General features: G+C 58.1%; 23 protein-coding genes and 1 pseudogene. 17 read left to right on the top strand and 7 right to left on the bottom strand.

Features of this window, described 5'->3' with window-relative positions:
* The first annotated feature begins 442 nt into the window (after positions 1-442).
* The 6 genes from ACD578_RS18635 (at position 443) to ACD578_RS18610 (ending at position 4,380) form a co-directional block, all read left to right on the top strand.
* Complete coding sequence (locus ACD578_RS18635; protein ID WP_404287391.1) at positions 443-712, top strand: hypothetical protein; 270 nt, start codon at positions 443-445, stop codon at positions 710-712.
* A gap of 495 nt (positions 713-1,207) precedes the next feature.
* Complete coding sequence (locus ACD578_RS18630) at positions 1,208-1,615, top strand: DUF1236 domain-containing protein (protein ID WP_152718312.1); 408 nt, start codon at positions 1,208-1,210, stop codon at positions 1,613-1,615.
* Between the two features lie 217 nt (positions 1,616-1,832).
* On the top strand, positions 1,833-2,324 hold the full coding sequence (locus tag ACD578_RS18625) for an RNA polymerase sigma factor (RefSeq protein WP_404287389.1): 492 nt from the start codon (positions 1,833-1,835) through the stop codon (positions 2,322-2,324).
* Between the two features lie 33 nt (positions 2,325-2,357).
* Entirely contained in the window at positions 2,358-3,113 is a 756-nt protein-coding gene (locus ACD578_RS18620; protein WP_404287387.1) for a hypothetical protein, read from the top strand.
* 125 nt (positions 3,114-3,238) lie between these two features.
* Complete coding sequence (locus ACD578_RS18615) at positions 3,239-3,589, top strand: DUF1236 domain-containing protein (RefSeq protein WP_404287385.1); 351 nt, start codon at positions 3,239-3,241, stop codon at positions 3,587-3,589.
* Between the two features lie 59 nt (positions 3,590-3,648).
* Positions 3,649-4,380 carry a LuxR C-terminal-related transcriptional regulator gene (locus ACD578_RS18610; RefSeq protein ID WP_404287383.1) on the top strand — a complete coding sequence of 244 codons (732 nt, stop codon included), beginning with the start codon at positions 3,649-3,651 and terminating at the stop codon, positions 4,378-4,380.
* 66 nt (positions 4,381-4,446) lie between these two features.
* On the opposite strand, the gene ACD578_RS18605 is transcribed toward ACD578_RS18610, so the two are convergent.
* The gene (locus tag ACD578_RS18605) at positions 4,447-5,169 is read right to left on the bottom strand and encodes a GntR family transcriptional regulator (protein WP_404287381.1); all 723 of its coding nucleotides are present in this window, start codon (positions 5,167-5,169) and stop codon (positions 4,447-4,449) included.
* A 156-nt stretch (positions 5,170-5,325) separates the two neighbouring features.
* On the opposite strand from ACD578_RS18605, the gene ACD578_RS18600 reads away from it, so the two are divergent.
* The 6 genes from ACD578_RS18600 to ACD578_RS18575 all read left to right on the top strand — a co-directional run bounded on the left by ACD578_RS18600 (position 5,326) and on the right by ACD578_RS18575 (position 11,441).
* On the top strand, positions 5,326-6,333 hold the full coding sequence (locus tag ACD578_RS18600; RefSeq protein ID WP_404293944.1) for an ABC transporter substrate-binding protein: 1,008 nt from the start codon (positions 5,326-5,328) through the stop codon (positions 6,331-6,333).
* A 63-nt stretch (positions 6,334-6,396) separates the two neighbouring features.
* Positions 6,397-7,158 (top strand): ABC transporter ATP-binding protein, encoded by a 762-nt coding sequence (locus ACD578_RS18595; protein WP_152712851.1) that lies wholly within the window; start codon positions 6,397-6,399, stop codon positions 7,156-7,158.
* An 11-nt stretch (positions 7,159-7,169) separates the two neighbouring features.
* A complete protein-coding gene (locus tag ACD578_RS18590) occupies positions 7,170-8,033 on the top strand; it encodes an ABC transporter permease (protein WP_152712850.1) in 864 nt (287 codons plus the stop codon).
* Positions 8,034-8,085: 52 nt separating this feature from the next.
* Positions 8,086-9,822 (top strand): L-arabinonate dehydratase, encoded by a 1,737-nt coding sequence (gene araD / locus ACD578_RS18585; RefSeq protein WP_404287378.1) that lies wholly within the window; start codon positions 8,086-8,088, stop codon positions 9,820-9,822.
* A gap of 15 nt (positions 9,823-9,837) precedes the next feature.
* The gene (locus ACD578_RS18580) at positions 9,838-10,557 is read left to right on the top strand and encodes a ribonuclease activity regulator RraA (protein WP_404287376.1); all 720 of its coding nucleotides are present in this window, start codon (positions 9,838-9,840) and stop codon (positions 10,555-10,557) included.
* 104 nt (positions 10,558-10,661) lie between these two features.
* Positions 10,662-11,441, top strand: coding sequence for an HpcH/HpaI aldolase/citrate lyase family protein (locus tag ACD578_RS18575; protein WP_404287374.1), 780 nt, complete (start codon positions 10,662-10,664; stop codon positions 11,439-11,441).
* Positions 11,442-11,476: 35 nt separating this feature from the next.
* On the opposite strand, the gene ACD578_RS18570 is transcribed toward ACD578_RS18575, so the two are convergent.
* The 3 genes from ACD578_RS18570 to ACD578_RS18560 form a co-directional block, all read right to left on the bottom strand.
* Complete coding sequence (locus ACD578_RS18570; RefSeq protein WP_404287372.1) at positions 11,477-13,363, bottom strand: bifunctional sugar phosphate isomerase/epimerase/4-hydroxyphenylpyruvate dioxygenase family protein; 1,887 nt, start codon at positions 13,361-13,363, stop codon at positions 11,477-11,479.
* A 65-nt stretch (positions 13,364-13,428) separates the two neighbouring features.
* Positions 13,429-14,109 carry a GntR family transcriptional regulator gene (locus ACD578_RS18565; protein ID WP_404287370.1) on the bottom strand — a complete coding sequence of 227 codons (681 nt, stop codon included), beginning with the start codon at positions 14,107-14,109 and terminating at the stop codon, positions 13,429-13,431.
* A complete protein-coding gene (locus tag ACD578_RS18560; RefSeq protein WP_404287368.1) occupies positions 14,106-14,774 on the bottom strand; it encodes a GntR family transcriptional regulator in 669 nt (222 codons plus the stop codon). The genes ACD578_RS18565 and ACD578_RS18560 overlap by 4 nt, the downstream gene beginning before the upstream one ends.
* Before the next feature lie 195 nt (positions 14,775-14,969).
* Here ACD578_RS18560 and dctP point away from each other — a divergent pair, with 195 nt between their 5' ends.
* The 5 genes and pseudogenes from dctP to ACD578_RS18535 all read left to right on the top strand — a co-directional run bounded on the left by dctP (position 14,970) and on the right by ACD578_RS18535 (position 19,249).
* Positions 14,970-15,962 carry a TRAP transporter substrate-binding protein DctP gene (gene dctP / locus ACD578_RS18555; RefSeq protein ID WP_404287366.1) on the top strand — a complete coding sequence of 331 codons (993 nt, stop codon included), beginning with the start codon at positions 14,970-14,972 and terminating at the stop codon, positions 15,960-15,962.
* 86 nt (positions 15,963-16,048) lie between these two features.
* A complete protein-coding gene (locus ACD578_RS18550) occupies positions 16,049-16,567 on the top strand; it encodes a TRAP transporter small permease (RefSeq protein ID WP_404287364.1) in 519 nt (172 codons plus the stop codon).
* Positions 16,564-17,865 carry a TRAP transporter large permease gene (locus tag ACD578_RS18545; protein WP_404287362.1) on the top strand — a complete coding sequence of 434 codons (1,302 nt, stop codon included), beginning with the start codon at positions 16,564-16,566 and terminating at the stop codon, positions 17,863-17,865. Before ACD578_RS18550 ends, ACD578_RS18545 begins: the two co-directional genes overlap by 4 nt.
* A gap of 27 nt (positions 17,866-17,892) precedes the next feature.
* Positions 17,893-18,341, top strand: a pseudogene (aroQ, locus tag ACD578_RS18540) (type II 3-dehydroquinate dehydratase).
* Between the two features lie 5 nt (positions 18,342-18,346).
* On the top strand, positions 18,347-19,249 hold the full coding sequence (locus ACD578_RS18535; RefSeq protein ID WP_404287360.1) for a shikimate dehydrogenase: 903 nt from the start codon (positions 18,347-18,349) through the stop codon (positions 19,247-19,249).
* 63 nt (positions 19,250-19,312) lie between these two features.
* Here ACD578_RS18535 and ACD578_RS18530 read toward each other — a convergent pair whose 3' ends face one another.
* The 3 genes from ACD578_RS18530 to ACD578_RS18520 all read right to left on the bottom strand — a co-directional run bounded on the left by ACD578_RS18530 (position 19,313) and on the right by ACD578_RS18520 (position 22,425).
* Positions 19,313-19,978, bottom strand: coding sequence for a LuxR C-terminal-related transcriptional regulator (locus ACD578_RS18530; RefSeq protein ID WP_404287358.1), 666 nt, complete (start codon positions 19,976-19,978; stop codon positions 19,313-19,315).
* Between the two features lie 370 nt (positions 19,979-20,348).
* Positions 20,349-21,017 (bottom strand): response regulator, encoded by a 669-nt coding sequence (locus ACD578_RS18525; RefSeq protein ID WP_404287356.1) that lies wholly within the window; start codon positions 21,015-21,017, stop codon positions 20,349-20,351.
* Positions 21,007-22,425 carry a sensor histidine kinase gene (locus ACD578_RS18520; protein WP_404287354.1) on the bottom strand — a complete coding sequence of 473 codons (1,419 nt, stop codon included), beginning with the start codon at positions 22,423-22,425 and terminating at the stop codon, positions 21,007-21,009. Before ACD578_RS18520 ends, ACD578_RS18525 begins: the two co-directional genes overlap by 11 nt.
* Positions 22,426-22,565: the final 140 nt, after the last annotated feature.

Here is a 22,565-nt window from a genome sequence, read left to right as displayed (position 1 = left end):
GCCGCATTGGCTCTGTTGCATGCGCCTTTGTTTCTGTCCTTCGCGTACCTCTGCTATCAATGGCAGCCTCTGCTTTGCTTTTTTGGCCCGCGCGAGGGGATGCAGATTGGTTCGGTTCGGAAATGGGTGACCTGAACTTTTCTTTCGCGGTGCTCTTGCGAGTCTTAGCTTTTTCAACGGCTCTCTCTGGCGTCGCCACACGGGGGCGAAGGCTATCAGAGATCGCTCCGAAAAGGGCCGTCAGTCCGCCGGTTATAGGGGATGCTGACTGACCGACACCGGGAGTATTGCCTGCTTTCGGACCCGACGCCTTGCCCTTGTCTGAGGCCTTTCCTTGACTTGCTGAATTGCCCCCGCTGGACGAGGTTCCTTGGCTCGATGATTTTCCGGGGCCCGAAGTGCCTCCCTGACTTGATGCGCTTCCCCGGCTGCCAGAATTGCTTTGTCCCGCATTCCCGTTGCCGCCGTTTCCGTTGCCCGCTCCACCCGCGTTGCCGTTCCCCTTGCCGTTTCCGTTGTTCCCGGCACTACCTGCGGCTCCGGTGTTTCCCGCGGCACCATTGCCGCCAGCGTTCCCGTTATTCCCGGAATTTCCATTGTTCCCGGCGTTGCCATTGCCGCCCGAATTGCCGTTTCCGTTGCCTCCGCCGTTTCCTTTCCCGCCGCTATTGTTGCCTTCCTTGGCGGCAGCCGGCGCGTTCTCCAGGGCTAGGCCGCCGTGGTGGGCGAGATTGATCTGAACCTTCACCGGGCAGACAATGGCAAGGCACGATACCGCAATGAGAAGATGGCGCTGTTTTGGTCTCATCGAAACGGCTCACCTTTGCAGTTGGATCTTCAGCGAGGCGTTCTGCAATCGAATTTGGGAAACGCATCCAAAAGACACTAACGGCTAAGGCATGGGGTTTGTTTCAAGGTTAGATCGGAGTCTTGAATGAGAACAAATCGGACTTCTAGAATGGCAACGATCCGTCAGCGGTTCTGAGGGCGCTATTTCGGAAAGCTTGCATGAATTTCCGGATCTGATGAACGGAAGATGAATAACCGCGAAATCTATATTGATGACCCAGCGCATTCATCATCTGTTCATACTTAAAAGCGGCGGGAACTATGCTGAAGAGGCCGTAGCCTGCTTTGAAACTACTTGAGGAATGCCGCGTTGTCGGTTGCCGGGTGCAAAGCCCGAACACTTATTTAGGAGTCGATCATGTCGAAGAAATTTCTTATTGCTAGCGCTGTCCTCGCCACTCTTGCGCCTGCCGCTGCCTTCGCACAATCGGGCGGTGCCGCTGCCGGGGCTGCCACGGGGGCGGTCGGTGGTGCGATCGTTGGCGGTCCGGTCGGAGCCGCTGTAGGCGGTGTCACGGGTGCCATCGTCGGTGGGATCGCCGATCAACAGCAGCCGGAGTTCCGTCAGTATGTGACCACGCAGAAGGTGCCGTCCTATACCTATAGGGAAGAGGTTCGTGTCGGTGCGGTTCTCCCGGAATCCGGGGTGACCTATCACGAAGTTCCTGCCGAATATAAGGTGAAGGGATACCGTTACACGGTTGTGAACAATACTCCCGTGCTGGTGGAGCCGAGCAGCCGCAAGGTCGTGCAGGTCATCCGCTAAAGCCGGCTATTCCTTGATCTCAGCCACGGGCGGCCATCTCGGCCGCCCTTTTTTGTGTTGGCAGAGATGGCAGGTTTTCCCTCGCGTGCCTTTCGTTCCGGGTGCAGAGGTGCTGCTGTCCACTCTCGTTGCGCATTCGAAAGTTCCCCCCCACTTGAGATTGGAATAAAACGGCTAGGTTCACCGTTATGATGCGTAGAGGCTTTGCGGAGCAGGAATGCCGGCAGCCATAGGACAGGAATTGGTGGCGCTTCTGCCCCGGCTGAGGCGCTTTGCATTGGTGCTTTGCCGCTCACAGCCCCTCGCGGACGATCTTGTTCAGGGGGCTTGCGAGCGTGCGCTTGCCAATGCGGGAAGTTGGACACCGGGGACCAAGTTTGACGCATGGATGTTCCGCATTCTCCGCAATCACTGGATTGATCACCTGAGACGGATGAGAACCGAAGGTATGATGGAAGACGTATCGCTGCAGACGCAACTTATCGGGGACGCGGGCGAGGGGCCGATCCTGAACCGACTGGTTCTGTCCGAGGTCCAACGCGCCATCGATAATCTGCCTCCAGAGCAGCAGGAGGTTCTCGTTCTCGTGTGCGCCGAAGATCTCAGCTATCGAGAGGCCGCCGAGGTCCTGGGCGTTCCTGTCGGGACTGTCATGAGCCGGCTTGCACGAGCGCGCAAGCGGTTGATGGAGATGACAGCCGCTGCCTAGGTGCTGAAGAAAAGCAAGAGCGGAGCAGTAATAATGTCTCAGCTACATCTCAGCGATGAGATCCTGATGGCCTTTGCCGACGGTGAACTTGAGGAGCCTACGGCTGCTGCGGTTGCCAAAGCGATGGCAGACGACGCCACCGTGGCCAAGCGGATCATGGATTTTCAGCAGAGCCGCCGTTTGACCCGTTCAGCCTTTTCCCCTGCCTTGATGCCCGATGTGCCACCTGGATTGCGCGCTGCCGTATTGGCTCAGGTCAAGTCCTATGAGGCTGACAGCGAATCGAAAGCAGCGTCGGACATGAAGCCGCCGCAGAACGAATGGCTCATGCGAAAGAGACCCTTCATGCAAATGGCTTTGGCAGCGTCCATTGCTGCCATCGCGCTTGCTTTGGGCTACTTCATGGGCTGGCAAGGCAAACCAGGGCCAGACGGTCTGATAGCGCAGTTGGAAAACCCTCTTATCCGGCATGAATTGAACAGGAGTGCGTCCGGGAAAGATGTCGAGCTGCCATTTGGCCGTCTGCGGGTGATTTCGACCTATCGTCTCGCAAACGGCTCCTTGTGCCGTGAATTCCGACTCCAGTCGTCCACTGAGAGAGCAGAAGCCGTTGCTTGCCGCAACGGTGAATGGAATGCGACCTTCGCCCTGGCAAGTGCCGTCAACAATGCCGAATACACTCCGAGCGGGGGAGGCGACCCGGTGGCAGCGTACTTGCAGAGTATCGGTGCAGGTCAGCCGCTTGTCGACGAGGCGGAGACCAGAGCTCTTGCCGAGACCGACCGCTAAGCCGTAGGTCTCAGGCCCCTCGAGTGCGCATGTCGGCCATTTTTGAGAATTTTTCTAAAAAGGGCGGAATAAATCTACGAGCCGCTCCGTTCTCTGTCCAATCTGGCGAGTGATAGAGGATGAGCATGAGAGCCGCGTATCATCTGGCTTTTGTCGTATTCTCTGTGGGCACCGTTGCGACGCCCACGACGGCGCCGAACGCGACAGATCCAATCACGACATCGGCAATTCAATCGCATGCCATTCCCGATGCTGTTGGTAACATTGCTGCGGATATGCCCGCGAGGCTGAATGCGAAGCAGGAGAGTTCTCCGGCAGTCCACCTCGGCCAAGGGATATCTGTCGGAGAAAGCCTGTCCGAGTTGGTCGCGTTACACCCAATCCCGAAGCATGAAACGTATCGCTATGCCGTCGTGGACGGCCATCGTGTCATCGTCGATGCGACATCCCGGAAGGTTGTCTACATCATACAATGAAAGCCCGGAGCCTACGCAACGAAGATAAATATACCTGCTCGAAGGAAAGGCGCCAGATCATGTCATTGCACAGCGCGAACGGGGCACGTTTAGACTTCGACAGCAGGGGCTGTTCCTCGGCTGTCGTCTTTCCCGTCTGCACTAATCCGTTACTTCGAATTGGGCTGGAAAGTATCCTTTCCGAGACAGTTTTTGTCGTGTGGCATGACATCGTCGATGGATTCTCAAGCCTGCCCGCTATCGAAGACGAATCGTCCGCTCTCTTCATTATTGACGCAAACAGCTTCACCAGCGGAGCCATCGATCTGGTTAGACGGTTGAAAGCTCATGCTCCTGCGGCAAGGATCGTCATGTTGGCAGACGCCTTCGATCCAGACATTGTGCCTTCCGCCTGGGATGCCGGAGTTCACGGTTTCTGTCTCTCGACGCAGAAACAAGATGTGATCGTCAAATTACTTGAATTGGTGATGTTGGGGGAGGCTATTCTTCCCGCAACAATTGTCCTCCCGATCGCAGGGACGGGTGCGCACACCGCTCGCCATACGCCCGAGGAGGGTACGTTTGACGGGAAGATCAATGGCCATCAAAGCCGAAAGTTATCCAGCAGGGAAGCGCAAATTTTGACCTGTCTGAGGGATGGCGCACCCAACAAGGTCATTGCACGCAAGCTCAATCTGTCCGAGGCCACAGTGAAGGTCCACGTCAAAGCCATTCTGAAGAAGATCGGGGCCTGCAACCGCACCCAAGCTGCGCTCTGGGCAACGAGAAATGTCTCGACAGCCGTAACGTGATTGTAGTCTGGACGGTCTGTATTCGTCGACTTCCGCTGAGGTGCGGAAGAAGCGCCTCTCCACACTCTAGCCTCTCACATAGCCGGGATATTTCGCTCGGATCTCATCGACATGAGACAAGGTGCCAGAAAGGTGGTGTCGCAGGTGCTTCTGGGCTTCTTCCGGACGCCCATCTGCAATCGCCTGTACCACCATCCTGTGATGCTGCACGATGTCCTGAGCCTTGCCCGGGGTCGGAAGGTGAAGGCGGCGCAGGCGGTCAATATGTCCGCTTCGGCTGCGCACGAGAACCCAGAGGTCGTTCATTCGGGCGGCTTCATAGAGGTGCTGGTGGAAAGCCTGATCGGCTGCGGCAAAGGCTTCGAAGTCTTCCGCCTCCATGAGGGCCTGCTGCTGCGCGAGGAATCCCTGAAGCCTGGCGATCAGCCGAGGGTCTGGAGTAAGCGCTAGGCTTCGGACGATCTCGAGCTCTAGGGAACGCCGTAGGAAATGCGCCTGATGCGCAAGCTTAAGATCGATGGGGCTCACGACGGTCGCATGCTGCGGGAAAATATCGACGAGTCCATCTTCCTGAAGCCTTAAGAGGGCGTCACGGATCGGAGTCGAGCTGAGACCGAATTCCTGCTGGAGGGTGAGCCGGTTCAGTACGGTTCCGGGGGCCAAGCTGAGGGAAATGATCATTTCCCTCAGCCGCTCGAACACTTGAGGCGCGGCTTGGCGACCGCGCTCGAGGCGATCTGCCGCTACGGTCGAAACTTGTTGGCTGAGGGCTGGGCGAGGGGGTGCCATTCGGAAGAACCTGAACTTTCGTCGACCTCTTCTATACCACACTTGTGCCGGATGCACTAATGCATTAGTGTATAAGACGTCGGCTGGTCGGCCGATCCTAGCCATGAAGGCTCCCGTCAAGAGGAGCCATTTCGAGGAAGCACCATGAAGAAGCAGATGAGGCGCCTATGCGCCGGCGTGGCGGCTGCCGTCGGGTTATTTGCCATTGCAAGTAACGCCTCGGCACAGCAGAAGAACGAAGTTTCCATCACCCGCCAGCCCGGCATTATCTATTTGCCGACCCATGTCATCGAAAAGCAGCAGCTTATCGAGAAACATGCTGCCCGGCTTGGCCTGCCCGAGGTGAAGACCAAATGGATCACCTTCAGCGGCGGCGGGGCACAGACGGATGCGCTCCTCTCCGGTGGCGTCGACATGGTGAATACCGGCGTCGGCAATCTGCTCCTGCTCTGGGATCGCACAAAGGGTGGCGTGAAGGGTATCGTGGCGTCGTCAGCCTTGCCGCTGGCTTTCGTTACGCATGATCCCAAGATCAAGTCCCTGAAAGACTTCGGCCCCAGTGACAAGATTGCCGTACCGACCGTGAAGGTGTCGACCCAGGCCATTCTTCTCCAGATGGCGAGCGCCAAGGAGTTCGGCGCCGATCAGTGGTCGAAGCTCGACGCGAACACGGTCCAGCTCGGCCATCCCGATGCTGTCGTGGCGATGACCAATTCGCAGCACGAGGTGAAGAACCACTTCGCTGCACCGCCCTTCCAATACATCGAGATGAAGACCGTGCCCAACGCACGCATCATCCTGCAGTCGCCTGACATCATCGGCGGCCCGCTCACACAGGGCCAGTTCTTCACGACGACAAAGTTCGCGGAAGCCAATCCAAAGGTGATCGAGGCCGTTCGGGCTGCGTCCAAGGAAGCACAGGATTTCATCCGCAGCGACACCAAGGCAGCCGTGGACATCTATAAGGAAGTCACCGGTGACAAGACCAGCCCCGAGGATCTGCTCGAATGGCTGAAGCAGCCCGGCATGATGGAATGGAATCTTGAGCCGCAGGGCACGATGAAGTTTGCCGAACACCTCTACAAGATCGGCACCCTGAAGACGATGCCGAAATCGTGGACGGATTTCTACCTGCCGATCGCGCACGATCTCAAGGGCAGCTGAGAGCATGTGCGTCCTGCGCGAGGGCAGGGCGCACCTTCCATTCTTCATTTCAGGTTTTCATTCATGTCCGCTCTTCTCGATGTCAGTGGCGTGACACTGCGCTACAAGACGCCCAGCGTTCTCGTGACGGCGACCGACAGGGTCAGCTTTCAAGTCAATCAATCGGATCGGTTCGTCCTTCTCGGGCCGTCCGGATGCGGCAAGTCCACGCTGCTCAAGGCTGTCGGTGGGTACTTGAACCCAAGTGAAGGCAAGATCCGCATTAAGGGCCGTGAAGTCACCGAACCCGGCGCGGATCGCATGATGGTCTTCCAGGAATTCGACCAATTGCTCCCCTGGAAGACGGTTCTGGAAAACGTGACGTTTCCCTTGCTCGTGGCCCGCAAGCTGCCGCGCAAGGAGGCTGAGGAACGGGCGCGGGCCTATATCGAGAAGGTCAATCTCACCCGTGCCGTCGATTCCTACCCGCATACTCTGTCTGGCGGTATGAAGCAGCGCGTCGCCATTGCCCGCGGCATGGCGATGGAGCCGGATATCCTGCTCATGGATGAGCCCTTCGCCGCTCTCGATGCACTTACCCGGAGGACCTGCCAGGACGAGCTTCTTCAGCTCTGGGAAGACACGAAATTCACGGTGCTCTTCGTCACTCACTCGATTGCCGAGGCGATCAAGATCGGGAACCGCATCCTGCTCCTGTCACCGCATCCTGGCCGCGTCAAGGCCGAGGTGAACGACGTGGACCGTGTCTCGCCGACGGATGGAAGTGCGGGGCAGCTTGAAAAACATATCCACGAACTTCTGTTCGCTGAAGAAGCCGTACACTGAGGATGACGCTCATGAGCAATGCACAGATCGTGATGCGCGCCGACATGGGACAGGCGCAGGCGAATACGGGCGAGGTCGAGCGCAAGCTTAGCACCCTAGAACTGGCTTGGGGCAACGGCTTCGTCCGCAAGACAGTCATCATCATCTTTCTCGGGATCGTATGGGAGGCTTACGGCCGGTATCTCGACAACCCGCTCCTCTTTCCGACGCTCCTCGATACGCTCTCCACCATGGCGGACCGGGTCGCGGATGGAACTCTCCCGCTGCGGGCCTGGACCTCGCTCAAGGTGCTTCTGATGGGCTATGCCTCCGGCGTTGTCCTCGCAGCAATCCTGACCATCCTCGCCATCAACACCCGCATTGGTACGGATTTTCTCGAGACGATGACGGCGATGTTCAACCCGCTGCCGGCCATCGCGCTGCTTCCGCTAGCCCTGATCTGGTTTGGGCTCGGCAACGGCAGTCTGGTCTTCATCCTCATCCACTCCGTCCTCTGGGCGGTGGCACTCAACACCCATTCCGGCTTTCTGGGTGTGTCGCAGACCCTGCGCATGGTCGGACGAAACTATGGTCTGAAAGGGCTTTCCTACGTCTTCAAGATCCTGGTGCCTGCGGCCTTCCCTTCGATCCTGACCGGCTTGAAGATCGGCTGGGCCTTTGCTTGGCGCACGCTGATCGCGGCGGAGCTCGTCTTCGGTGTGTCGTCGGGGCAGGGCGGATTGGGCTGGTTCATTTTCGAGAACCGCAACCTGCTCGACATCCCATCCGTCTTCGCAGGGCTCCTGACTGTCATCACTATCGGTCTCGTGGTCGAGAACCTGATCTTCCGGACCATCGAGCGCAAGACCATCCGGAAGTGGGGCCTCCAGAGCTGAGGCTTCGCTCGGCTCTTCCCATCTCTCCTCAATTTCGATGAGTGTTCGCAACATGACTGCTAGAAAGACGCCTGAGTCGCTCAGGAGCGCGCGCTGGTTCGCGCCCGATGATCTGCGGGGGTTCGGCCATCGCTCCCGCATGATGCAGATGGGCTATGCTCCCAAGGACTGGGTGGACCGACCTGTCATCGCCATTCTCAATACATGGTCCGACATCAACCCGTGCCACGCCCATTTCAAGCTGCGTGTCGATGACGTGAAGCGTGGTGTCCTTCAAGCCGGCGGCTTTCCGGTCGAGCTGCCGGGAATTTCACTGGCAGAGCAATACGTCAAGCCGACAACCATGCTCTACCGCAACTTGCTGGCGATGGATGTCGAGGAGCTGCTGCGCTCCCATCCTGTCGACGGCGTCGTCCTGATGGGCGGTTGTGACAAGACCACGCCAGCGCTGCTTCTGGGCGCCACCAGCGCCGGGTTGCCGGCGATCTACCTGCCCGCAGGACCGATGCTGCGCGGCAATTGGAAGGGAAAGATCCTGGGATCCGGATCGGATGCCTGGAAGTACTGGGACGAGCGCCGCGCCGGGACGATCACGGATGCGGATTGGCTCAATATGGAAGCGGGGATTGCCCGCAGCCATGGCACCTGCATGACCATGGGCACCGCCTCCACCATGACGGCGATCGCAGAGGCCATCGGCATGACCTTGCCGGGTGCGTCTTCGATTCCAGCCCCCGACGCCAACCATGTCCGCATGAGCGCGGAATGTGGTCGGCGCATCGTGGAGATGGTATGGGAGGATCTGACGCCGAACCGGATTCAGACGCGCGAAGCCTTCCTGAATGGCATTGCCGTCGCCATGGCGATGGGATGTTCGACCAATGCCATCATCCACCTGATCGCCCAAGCTCGCCGCGCAGGGCAGGAGATCGGTCTCGACGATTTCGAAAGAGCGAGTCGCAGGGTGCCGGTCATTGCCAACGTACGGCCAAGCGGCGACAAGTACCTGATGGAAGATTTCTATTATGCCGGCGGTCTGCCGGCGCTGATGACCCGCATCAGGGATCATCTTCACCTCGACGCCATGACCGTCAGCGGTCAAACCCTCGGCGAGAACATTGCCGGGGCCGAGGTCTATCATGACGACGTCATCCGCAGCGTGGACAACCCGATCTATGCCGAGGGAGCGCTCGCGGTCCTCAAGGGGAATCTCGCTCCTGATGGTTGCGTGATCAAGCCGAGTGCCTGCGATCCGCGTTATCTGAAGCATACCGGGCCGGCTCTCGTCTTCGACGATTACCCATCCATGAAAGCGGCCATTGAGGACGAGGATCTGGATGTGACCGCCGACCACATCCTCATCTTGCGCAATGCGGGGCCTCAGGGTGGTCCCGGGATGCCGGAATGGGGCATGCTGCCGATCCCGAAGAAATTGGTGAAACAGGGCGTGCGTGACATGCTGCGCCTGTCGGACGCCCGTATGAGCGGCACGAGCTATGGCGCCTGCATTCTGCATGTTTCGCCGGAGGCCTATATCGGAGGGCCGCTCGCTTTGGTGAGGACCGGCGACATGATCTCGGTGGATGTGGCGGAGCGCACGATAAGCCTCAATGTATCCGACGAGGAACTCGAGCGCCGCCGCGCCGCCTGGGCCAGACCCGAGCCCCGCTTCGAGCGCGGTTATGGCTGGATGTTTACGCGGCACATCAAGCAGGCTCACGAGGGCTGCGACTTCGACTTCCTGGAAACGAGCTTCGGTGCGCCCACGGGCGAGCCTGCCATCTACTGACATCTGGAGAGGATCATGACCACACTGAAACCGGAAACCCGCGAGAAGCTCAAGACCGTCAGTACGGCGACGTTGTGCACCGCTCTATATAAGCGCGGCCTGCGCAACCAGTTCATCCAGGATGTTCGCCCGCTCAATCCCAACCTCGGGAACATGGTGGGAGAGGCTTTCACCCTCCGTTATATTCCGGCGCGCGAGGATCTGAACCCGATCAGCGTGTTCCAGGATCGTGCCCATCCCCAGCGCAAGGCCGTCGAGGAATGCCCGCCGGGTGCTGTCATGGTGATCGACAGCCGCAAGGATGCCCGCGCGGCCTCGGCCGGCGGCATTCTGGTGTCCCGCCTGATGAAGCGCGGCGTCGCCGGCGTCGTGACCGATGGCGGCTTTCGGGATTCGCCCGAGATCGCGCAGCTCGATATCCCCGCCTATCACAAACGTCCATCGGCGCCGACCAACCTCACGCATCACCAGGCGCTCGACATCAATGTCCCCATCGGCTGTGGCGACGTGCCGGTATGGCCTGGTGACGTCGTCGTCGGCGACGGCGAAGGTGTGGTGGTCATTCCGGCGCATTTGGCGGACGAAATCTCCAGCGAGGCCGTCGAGATGACGGCGTTCGAGGACTTCGTACAGGAGGAGGTGCTGAAGGGCCGCTCCATCCTGGGTCTCTACCCGCCGACGGAAGAGCAGAGCAACATCGACTTCGCTGCCTGGCGCAAAGCAAAAGGCCGCTAATATGTGAGGAGAGCCGGCACGCCTCACGCTGTGCCGGTTCCCTTTTGACGAAAACCGGACCTGCAAGCTACAACATCAAGCCAGTGATTTCCCAAGGAGGCGAGATGAAGCCGAACAAGATCAAGTCGCTCTGGACGGACGGCAAACCTGTTTTGAATGGCTGGCTGTCGATCGCAAATGCCTTCACGGCCGAAATCCTGGCGGAGCAGGGTTATGATTCCCTCACAATCGACCTGCAGCATGGGGTCATCGACTACCAGGCTGCCGTCGGCATGCTGCAGGCCATGCGCTCGAGTGAAATCACCCCGCTCGTGCGTGTCCCCTGGCTGGATCCGGCTGCCATCATGAAGGTGCTCGATGCCGGAGCCTATGGCGTGATCTGTCCCATGATCAACAATCGCGCCGAAGCTGCGGAACTCGTCTCGTATGTCCGCTATCCGCCAGGCGGAACCCGCAGTCTCGGACCAACCCGCGCCAATTTCTCGGCAGGATCGAACTATGCGGCCGAATCCGACGACAACATCCTGTGCTTTGCGATGATCGAGACGGCGGAAGCATTTCGGAACGTCGAGGAAATCGTTTCGACGCCAGGATTGGATGGAATCTATATCGGCCCCGCTGATTTGACCCTCGGGCTGACGGGCAAGCGCTACCCCGTTGGTTTCGACCGGGAAGAACTGGAGATGGTCGATGCCATTCAGAGCATTCTGGCCAAGGCCCACAAAGCCGGTATCCGTGCCGCACTTCACTGCGGAACGCCGAGCTATGCGGCAAAGGCGGTGGGGTGGGGCTTCGACCTTGTGACGCTGCCCAACGACGTCCGCCTCCTCGCCAGCGCGGCCAGCGCAAGCGTCGCGGAAGCCCGCAAGCTCATCGGGAGTTAGAAGGCTTGGGGCCAACTCTCAGTCGATGGTCGGCGTTAAAGCTCCGGCGGTGCAGTCACGGATGTGAGGTGTGTCTGCGAGGCGAGCCGGATAGGTGCGTTCACCGCGCCATATCCCTGGTAGCTGCGTCTTTCCACGATCTCGAAGAAGAACCCGCCTTCCATGGTCCTGGTGTAGGCCTGGAAGTACTCGGCGGCGCCTTCCTTGTCGTATAGAATGTTGCTCGCCCGTAGCCGTTCCACATCCTCCACGGACAAATCCGTTCTCACTTCGAGGTCATCATAATAGTTCTCTGGGATCGGCAGGAGATCGACTCCATTCGCCTTGAGGCGTTCGACCGTCGCAAGAATGTTGCCGGTCGCGAGTGCGATATGCTGGACTCCCGATCCGAAGAGATCGCTGAGGAACCGGGACGACAATGTGCGCTGGCTCTGGGATGCATTGAGGATCAGCCGCAGCGAGCCATCCTGTGTTTCGATGGCTTGGCTCTGAACCACGCCGCCTGGATCGATCACGGTCTGAACCGGCGTTTTACGGACGTCGAGGAGAGACGTGTAGAACAAAAGCCATGTCAGCATTTCCTCATAATGCATCGATTGGGAAACGTGATCGACCGAGTTCAGCCCCGCTCCGGTGAAGTCATCACCCTCAGCGGACTGAAAATCCACATCCCAAAGTCGATCCAGGCCGGTCTTATGATCAACGAAATACAGGAGACTTCCGCCAAGCCCGCGAACGGCCGGGATATTCATCTCGCCCGGCCCCACCGGTTGCTGGAAGGGCTGATCCAGCAGCGTGACCGCCCGCTCCACGGTTCCCGGTGCATCGTCGACACGCAGAGCGAGGGCACAGACGGATGTGCCATGTGTGATGTTGAAGGAATGGGCGAAGCCCTCCTTGTCCGCATTGACAACGATGTTGATGTCGCCCTGCCGCCAACGCGTTACAGCCTTGGAACGGTGAATGCCTGCCTTCCGGAAACCGAGCCCGCTCAACGTCCGCTCCAAGTCCACAGCACCCCGCTCATCGACGGCGAACTCGACGAACTCGACGCCGGAACAAGCAGCCTTGGGTCGCAGGGCCGGAAGATCGGGAGAAGCCGCTCCTGTCCGCCGACGCAACTCATCGAGCGTGACGATCAGGGACCGGTGACCATCGACGGCGACGCTGCGCGCCGAGCCTGCCCGGAAGCGGTCGTTGAAGATCTCCAGAGACAGGAGCCCATCGAATCCGGTCGCGTTCAGCGCGAGCATGAAATCGTCGATGGGAAGGTCGCCTTGTCCCGGGAAACAGCGATAGTGCCGACTCCAGGACAGGTAATCCATGTCAAGCTTCGGCGCATCGGCCATCTGCACGAGAAAGATCCGGTCTGACGGGATGGAGCGGATGGCCGACAGGTCCGTTCCACGCGCAAGCACGTGGAAGGAATCGAGCACCAGTCCGACCGCTGGATGATTCGCGCGCCGCACGACTTCCCAGGCGTCACGGTAATCGTGGATGTGCCGTCCCCAGGACAGAGCTTCGAAGGCTACGCGCATGCCTCGTTTTGCAGCGCGCTCGCCGAGTTCATGAAAATCGGCTGCTGCCCGCTCGATTCCGCCGAGGGAGTCCGGAGAGACGTTGCTGCACACCATTAGGAGATCGCAGCCGAGTTCTTCCATGACGTCAAACTTGCGTTCGGCGCGGGCGAACACCTTGGATCGCTGCGGTTCTGGCATACCTTCGAAGTCACGGAATGGCTGGAACGTGATTGTCTCCAGTCCGAGGCCCTCGATCATGCGCCGCGCTTCAGCCGGTGTGCCGTTGAAGGATAGGAGATCGTTCTCGAAGATCTCCACGCCCTTGAACTGCGCGGCCGCAATGGCCTCGATCTTTTCGCTGAGGGTTCCGCTCAGGCAAACGGTGGCAATAGCTGTGCGCATGCTACTTGTCCATTTCCTCTATAGGTTTTTTGGAGCAGAGCTCTCCCGACCTGCTCATTCTATCATCAGCTGATGGTACCGGTGGTGAGCGCATGTTCGACGCCACCGGCGACGTGGCGAGTCAGCATCTCGCAGGCTCGCTTCGAGTCTCGCACAAGTGCACACTCCATGAGTAGAGCATGCTCTTGTGCGGCGATCTCACCGCGGTAGCTCAAGGCAATCATCTGGTAGCGGAGATACTTGTCGAAGACGGCAGCATGGTTGTCGATCAGCATCTTCGATCCGCAGGCCGAGATCAGTGCCTGATGGAACTGCCAGTCGTACCGCTTCCATTCCTCGGAATGCGCCCTGTCGCCCTGGGCCATCTGCTCCTCCATGCGGGCGAGCCGGTGGTGGGCGGCAACGACCCGGCCTTCCCATTCCATGTCGCCTGCCCGGAACGATTGATCCAGCGCCCGGCATTCGAGGAGTTGGCGCAGGGCTGCAATTTCCCTCAGGTTCGCAATCGACACGGGAGCGACCTCGAATCCTTTTTGACCCTCCGCGACCACCAGCCGCTCGGAGTGGAGGCGGTTCAGGATTTCTCTCAGCGTGCTGACACTGGCGCCATAATCGGCCTTCAGCCGGTCGAGCCTCAGCTTCTTGCCGGGCAGCAGGCGACCAAATACGATATCGGACCTGATCTTTTGATAGGCGCTTTCCCCGACTGTCGTTGGCTGTGGAACCACTTGCCAGTCATCTGTCATTTCAACGCTCCACCCTTCAGAGTATAGGTGACGCATCCATTTACATGCTGGGTCAGCACCTCGCAGGCTTTGTCGGCATTGCGCGTGAGGGCGCAGTCCAGCAGGGCTTTGTGTTCCTCGGCGGCAATCGCGCCCCGGAAAACGACCGCCACCATCTGATATCGGAGGTACTGGTCGAAAACGCCGCCATAGAGATCAAGCAGGGTCTGGGAGCCGCAGGCCTCGATGAGAGATTGGTGAAATTCCCGGTCATATCGCTTCCAGAGCTCCGTTCCCTCCTGGTCGCCAGCTAGCATCCGCCGTTCCATGAAGGCGAGCTTGTGATGCGCAGCGACGATGCGGCTCTCCCATTCCAGATCGCCGGCGGCAAAGGACAAGGGCAGCGCATAGGTCTCCAGGAGCAGTCGCATCGCCGCGACGTCCTCGAAACCGGCGGGTGAAACCGGCGCAACGCGGAAGCCGCGCTGCCCCTCCGCAATGACAAGCCCTTCCGAGGAGAGGCGGCTCAGGATCTCCCGCAGGGTGCTGACGCCGACTCCATACCCGCTCGCGAGCCGATCCAGCCGTAGCCTTGTACCGGGGGAGAGACGGCCGAAAACGATATCGGTCCTGATCCGGTCATAAGCCCGATCAGCGATGGAGGTTGCCAGCAGTTCGACGCTCATCTGGCCACCGCGAACCCACGCTTAAGCACGAATAACCTCCTAGATCGCGATTCTCCAGCAAAGCTGGCGCAGAACGCCTGTTGAAATGGCAAATATCAGATATTTCCAAAAATGACTATTGATTCTTGAATTATCAGAGTCGATAGTGCCGACCAAGACGCAGATCAATGCGCGGCAATTCAAGGAGAGGAAATCATGGAATTCGGTATCAATCGTCGCTTCCTAATGGCTGCGGGCGCAGCTCTTCTGGCGTGGGGCGTGGGTGGGTCGGCAAGCGCTCAGGCACCCACGAATCTGAGGTTCTCAGCCGTCTTCTCGGAGCAGGACATCCGGGCCGAGATGATGAAGCGGTTCGGAGAAGAGGTTAAGGCTCAAGGCTTCGCTCTCCAGCCCTATTACGGCGGCACCCTATTCAAGCAGGGGACCGAGCTCGTCGCGATGCAACGCGGCAATCTTGAGATGGGCAATATCGCGCCTCAGGATATCTCCAACCAGATCCCGGCTTGGTCCATCGTCACGTCTGCCTATCTCTTCCGCGATGCCGATCATCTGAAGAAGGTGTTTGCGAGCGATGTTGGCCAGCAGCTTAGGAAGATGGCCTCGGACCAGCTCGGCATTCATATTCTCGGGCCGACCTATTTCGGCGCTCGGCATGTGGGCCTGAAGCCGAACAAGAAGATCAACAAGCCCGAGGATCTCGCCGGCATCAAGCTGCGCATGCCCGGCGGCGATGCCTGGCAGTTCCTGGGCCAGTCGCTTGGCGCGAATCCTACGCCCATGGCCTATGCGGAAGTTTATACCGGTCTGCAGACCGGCGCCATCGACGGCCAGGACAACCCACTGCCGAACGTTCAAAACATGAAGTTCTATGAGGTCATGTCGCAGGTAGCCCTGACCTCACATCTCGTGGGCTTCGACGTACTGGCCGTATCCAACAAGGTCTGGAACGCCATGTCGCCGGAGAAGCAGGCGGCGTTCCAGGCTGCGGCTGACAAGGCTATTGAGTGGAGCACGCAGGAGCACCTGAAGAAGGAGACGGAACTTGCAGCCTTCTTCAAGGAGAAGGGCCTAGACGTCTATACGCCTGACCTGAAAGCCTTCCGCGAATTCGCTCAGAAGAAGTACTTGGCCTCCGATCTGGCCAAGGGCTGGCAGCCGGGCATGCTCGACAAGATCAACGCGATGTAAGGCGAACCTGCAGTCGCCGGAGCGCGATGCTCCGGCGACTGCCCGTCAATTCCGCTCAGTGCCTTCTCAGGAAGGGAATGGCTCTCATGACTTCATCCTTACAGGCGATCGGCTCCTGGCTCGCACGCCGTGCCGAGAATGTGGCGGCCGCCATGCTGGGTGCGATGTTCCTGGCCTTTCTCCTTCAGATTGTCTTCCGGTATGTCTTTGGTCTTCCCATCGGCTGGACTCATGAGATCAGTGTCGTCCTGTGGATCTGGCTCGTCCTATGGGGCGCTTCGTTTGTCATAACCGAGCGAGAAGAGATCCGGTTCGATATTATCTACGGTGCTGTCGGCCCCGGCGCTCGCCGGGTCATGTGCATCATCACGGCCGTGGCGCTCATCGCGCTGTACCTCATCTCGTTTCCGGCGGTTCTCGACTATGTCACCTTCATGAAGGTGGAAAAGACCGGATATCTCAAGATCCGGTTTGACTGGCTGTTTTCGATCTACATCCTCTTCGTTATTGCAACGGTCATCCGCTACATCTGGCTTGCGTGGCAGGCGATGCGCGGCGTTGCACCCGTCGACTTCGATCCTACCAAGGCGAGCTCCGGCGTATGAACCTGACCAGTCCTTTCTCGCTCTCGCTCGTCGCGATCACCGCTCTTGCCTTTCTCGGACTGCCTATTGGGCATTCGATGATCGCAGGCTCGATCCTGTATCTGCTCCTGGCCGGGCAGGACATGGGAACGGCAGCCGAGCAACTCCTCAACGGGATGTACTCGAACTACATCATCCTATCGGTGCCGCTGTTCATTCTGGCAGCCGAGTTCATGAATATCGGCAGCATGACTGACCGCCTCATGGCATTCTGTAATGCGCTGGTGGGCCGGTTTCGTGGTGGCCTTGCACAGGTCAACATTCTGCAGAGCATCATCTTCGCCGGGATGTCCGGCTCGGCCATTGCGGACGCTGCCGGCACTGGACGCATGATGCAGGTCATGATGACCCGGGACGGTCGCTACACGCCGAGTTACGCGGCCGCCGTGACCGCGGTCTCCTCCGTCATTGGGCCGATTATCCCGCCATCGATTCCAATGGTGCTCTACGCCTTGGTCTCGGATGCATCCATCGGGTTCCTATTCCTGGGTGGAGTCATCCCGGGACTGCTCATGGCATTGAGCCAGATGATCATCGTGGCCATCACAGCCCGCCGCAAGAACTTCCCAGTCGAGAAGCCGGTCCCTCTGCGCAAGCTGCCGCGCATCACCTGGGACGCGCTCCCATCGCTGATGATGCCTGTTGTTCTGCTCGGCGGGATCTATAGTGGCGTCATGACGCCCACCGAGGCGGCTGCGGTTGCAGCAGCCTATGCCCTCATCATCTCGGCGGGGCTTTATCGAAGCGTGAGCTGGCGTGACTTCTATCATTCTCTCGCGGTGAGCGCACGCACGACGTCATCGATCGGCATGTTGATCGCAGGCGCACTTGTGTTCAACTATGTCGTCACTGTCGAAAACATTCCGGAGGGGGTGAAGGCGCTGCTGGCCGGATGGGATCTCTCTCCCGTCGGATTCCTGATCTTCGTCAACGTGCTGCTTCTGCTCCTGGGCTGTGTTCTTGAAGGAACCGCGATTTTGCTCATCGTAGTTCCGGTCTTCATCCCGACTGCGCAGGCCTTAGGGATCGATCTCGTCCATTTTGGCGTCGTGGTCGTTGTCAATATCATGATCGGACTGATCACGCCTCCCTACGGACTGCTCCTGTTCATCATGGCAAACATCTCAGGTGAGCCTCTGCGCGATATTGTGCGGGACACGCTCCCGTTCCTCTTCGCCATGCTCATAGCACTTGCGATTCTCACTTTCGTGCCCGAGACCGTGCTCTGGTTGCCCCGTCTGTTCGGATACCAGGGATGAACCGTCGCTATTTGAGAGATGACTGCAATGAGTAAGCCGATCTACATTCTCAATGGGCCTAATCTCAACCGTCTGGGAACACGCGAGCCGGCGATCTACGGCCGTACGACGCTTGCCGAGGTTGAGACTCTGTGCCGGGAGGCAGCATCCGATCATTCCATCGTGTTCCGGCAGTCGAACCGGGAGTACGAGATCATCGAATGGGTGCACGAAGCCATCGATGAGGGGGCGGGATCATCATCAACCCGGCGGCCTTCACATTCACCTCCATGGCAATCATGGATGCCTTGAAGATGTTTTCGGGCCCGATCATCGAGCTTCATATCTCGAACATCCATCGACGCGAGCCGATCTATCACAAATCCTATATTTCCCCGGTTGCAACGGCTGTCATTGCAGGTCTAGGCACCAACGGCTATCCGGTTGCCATTCGTTCAATGCTCGACATGATCTCAAGATCATCGACAGGCGCCTGAACTCTATGACGAACGAAGATCCATCGGGAGCCAAGCCTCAAGTCGATGAAGCCTCAGGCCTGTGGACCTATCCCTCCGTCCTCGTCGGCCTGATAGGCGCCGGTATCCAAGCATCCCGAACGCCCAGTCTTCACGAACGGGAGGGGGCTCAGCAGGGATTGTGTTACATTTACAAACTGATTGACCTGGAAGTGCTTGGTCTCGATGCACGCTCTCTTCCTGAGATCCTCACGGCTGCCGAACGGTTTGGTTTTGCGGGCGTCAATATCACCCATCCCTGCAAACAGGCGGTAATCCCCCTGCTTGATGAGCTCTCGTCCGACGCGGCGGCACTCGGTGCCGTCAACACCGTCGTTCTGAAAGGCGGTCGCCGCGTCGGGCACAATACCGATTGGTGGGGCTTCACAGAGAGTTTCCGGCGAGAATTGTCCGATGCCCGCTGCGATTGCGTGGTTCAATTCGGTGCCGGTGGGGCCGGCGCCGCTGTGGCTCACGCCCTTCTGACATTGGGAGCGGGTGAAGTCATCGTCATCGACATCGATGAAGCTCGTGCCCAGAATCTCGCCGCCGCCTTGTGTGATCGGTTCGGCCAAGGTCGAGCTTCCTCAAGTTCCTCGCCTGCGGGCGCATTGGCTGGAGCTAATGGCATGGTGAACACCACCCCGCTCGGGATGGCCAAGTATCCCGGCATGGCTGTTCCCGCCGATCTGCTGCGTCGTGACTTATGGGTCGCCGACATCGTCTACTTCCCACTGGAGACGGAGCTACTGCGCCAAGCTCGGGCGCGCGGCTGCCGCACGATGTCTGGTGGCGGCATGGCCGTCTTTCAGGCCGTTGGTGCCTTCCGCCTCTTCACTGGGCTGGAGCCAAACGCGGATCGCATGCTTCGTCATTTCAGCCAGATGTGAGCCTGCAATCTCACCGAGTTCCTCATTCTTGATGCAGTTGGTTGATGGATCTGTGTGCTTCAGTCATGAAGCCAACAGGCTCTGTGGAAGGTGGTTGGATGCCATGAGAGCAGCTTCCACCCGATTTCGGACGCGTAATTTCTGCAGGATGTTGGTCAAATGATGCTTGATCGTCTTCTCACTCAGATCGAGCTTGTTGCCAATCTCTTTATTGCTGCGGCCTTGAGCCAGGATTGACAAGATCTGCTGCTCACGCGGAGTGAGATGAGGGAGATGACCTGAGCCCCTCGCTTCGCTGGCGCTGCCCGGACCGGATTTCATGAGCAGTTTTGCCGCAAGGCTGGGCGAGATGAAGCTTTGCCCCTGGTTCAACACTCGCACCGTCTGTATCAGTTCCGTGCCGCTGGCGCCCTTCAGTAAGTAGCCGCGTACACCACGCTTCAAAGCGGTGTAGACATGCTCTTCATCCGCTGTAACGGCAAGTATGAGGATACGGATCGTGGGATGTTGCTGGAGGATCGATTCCACAGCTCCCATGCTGAAATCCAAGGTGCTGGAATCGAGCACAATTACATCTGGTTGGCACTTGTGAGCAACCTCGATCGCATCCCAGACCGACGCGCCTTGGGCAACGATCTCAATGTCCGGTTGAGAATTCAAGGCTAGGATCACACCGTCCCGAAAGAGAGGGTGCTTATCGATCACACCGACGCGAATTTTCCCTATCATTGGAGCCCCCCAGTTCCAATTTCGACTGCAGCTTATAGATGCGGCAGATATTCATGCGCTCAACAATACTCTCATTGAGCTCCATCATGGCTTGTAAGATACCGAGTTCAGATTAGATTCAGCAATATCTATGAAGTGAGAGAATAGTCTCTTACGCACCCCTTGCGTGTTATCCCTAAATGGGTAGGAAATATTTACCTATCCTGCATTCTGAAGAAGGCGCGGGCGCATGGTATATCTCTTGATGAGAAATACTGGTTAAAGGGTAAAATTCACAGATCGTCGAGAGATTAGGGCCATGACCTCAAAAGTCACGGGCTATCGAATTAGAATCTGTGTCTACTTCATGCTGCAATAGGCTCTCAAGGCTTTACTTCAGAGATGATTTCTTCCCAGAAATGCGCTCTGCAGCGATCATCGCGGCTTCCACACGATTGCGTACCTGAAGTTTCTCCATCACGGATGTCAGGTAACCTTTAACGGTCTTCTCAGTCAGCCCGAGTTCGCCGCCTATCAATCTGTTGCTGAGCCCTTGAAGAATGAGCATCAAGATTTGCTCCTCTCGATCAGACAGCTCAGGAAATTGCTTCGGTGTCTCTGAGGGAGTGTTTTCCTCAGCCCCTCTCGACATGATGAGTTGCGCAGCAAAGCCAGGAGACACGTAATTCTGACCCTTGTTGACCAAGCGTACTGCATTCACGAGCTCCGAACTGCTCGTTCCTTTTAGAAGATAGCCCCTGGCCCCCTTTCTCAAGGCGCTGCGCACTTCGTCTTCGTCATCGACGACTGTTAGCATGAGAGTTTTCGTGGAAGGGCAACGCTGCGCAATCTTGGCGACAGCATTAATACCGCCTCCCGGCATATTCATGTCCAGGAGGAGGACGTCGGGGGTATGGTCATGAGCGATTTGAAGAGCCTCGAGGGCTGTTTCTCCTTGGCCAACAACCTCGATGTCAGGCTCTGACTCCAACGCGAAGACGACCCCATCCCTGTAGAGCGGGTGGTCGTCGACAACCGCGACCCTGATCTTATGCTGCATCCGCTCCTCCTGCATCCACCAGAGGCAGAGATGCTTTAATGCGTGTTCCATCACCCGGCGTACTCTTGATGCTCAATGCTCCTCCGATGCTTTCGATTCGATCCCGCAGACCGGCCAGTCCCAGGCGGGGTTCACCGATCGCGCCGCTTGCATCACGCATTCCGGGACCCTTATCTGCTACTTCAACAGTCACTGTTGCTCCATCCCAGTTGACTTCGACGTGCTGCTCCCGACCGTCGGCGTGCTTGAAAGCATTGTTGAGACTTTCCTGGATATACCGGCATAAGGCAATCTTGACGAATTGCGGCGCTTCGTCGGGGAGATCTGCAACTTTACAGGTGATCTCTGTCCCTGTTCTGCGCTCATGCTGGCGTATCATGAACAATAGCGCCTCCCTAAGTGTCAGAGTTTGTACCTCCGGAAGGAGGAGGCCTTTGCAAATGTTGCGGGTATCGTTGAGTGCGTCCGACAACGCTTTTTGAATCTTTTGCAGATTGTCATGATCATCCCTTGAGCCTTGTATCCGCCCCAGCCGCAGAAGTGCAAGGCTGACCAGCTGAGCGATCCCATCATGAAGATCGTACCCCATGCGCCGCAGGACACGCTCGTTGTCCTCTGTAGCGTTCTGCGCGGCACGCTCGATGCGTCCCTGTAGAATGCGATTCTGACGCAACAGTTCTGAAAGTTGAGAAACACGCTCCGTCAATGCCGCGCGCTGCCGATCAATCGTTTTGCTCCCGTTGGCGACGATGACGAATAGGCATCCCATCATATTCAAGGTGATCAAAGCGGTTGAGAGCCAGGTTTTCCATTCCGATGCGATGAGTTCCGAGTTCAATGCTTCTGCACGCTCATGAAATTCAACGACGGCGATGACATTACCGTTCTCGAACTTCCGAATGGGGGCGAAGACCTTAAGCAAGGGAAGACCGGTAAAGCGTTCAGTAATCTCTTCGTCACCGGGAATATCGTCGAACTCTGCCGCAATTGCTCCGGCCCAGGCCCTTCGGGAAGGAGAGGGGAGGGTGAACTTTTTACCTATGAGAGCCGCCTCGTCGCTATGAACTATCAATCCGTCATGGTTCCAGATTCTGACCGAGGTGATACTTGCCTGGAGATCGCGCCTCTCCATCGCTTGGTTCAAGCCATGGATACTGTTCGGAGAAAGAGCGCCGTCTGCTGTGAGTTCTTGAAGGTGAGGGGCGATGAAGGTGTTGATATACAGGGCTGTGGACGCGGCTTTGACCTCGGCAACACTCTTCTCAATCTGCCATGAGACCAGAGTACCCATGGCGAACATACCTACTAGCATGACGGCAAATGCCACGAGGAGAAATTGCCCTGAAAGACTTCTCCTCTTTCGAGGCTTTGCTTCTGACGATGCATCAAACCTTACATCAGCATACACAGCGACGATCCCCCACCCCTGGACCGTAGCCTTCTTGTATGACGTCAGGATCTAGAGACCTTCTAAAGTAATTCCGAGCCTTCCAATTGGTAATCCTATCCCGAAGAGGTAGTGCCGTTAATCGGTTGGATGGTTTCTGC

The organism is Microvirga sp. RSM25 (assembly GCF_044784385.1).
Taxonomy (GTDB): Bacteria; Pseudomonadota; Alphaproteobacteria; order Rhizobiales; family Beijerinckiaceae; genus Microvirga; species Microvirga tunisiensis.
The sequence above is the reverse complement of the archived record's forward strand: the minus strand, read 5'-3'. Positions and strand labels throughout refer to the sequence as shown.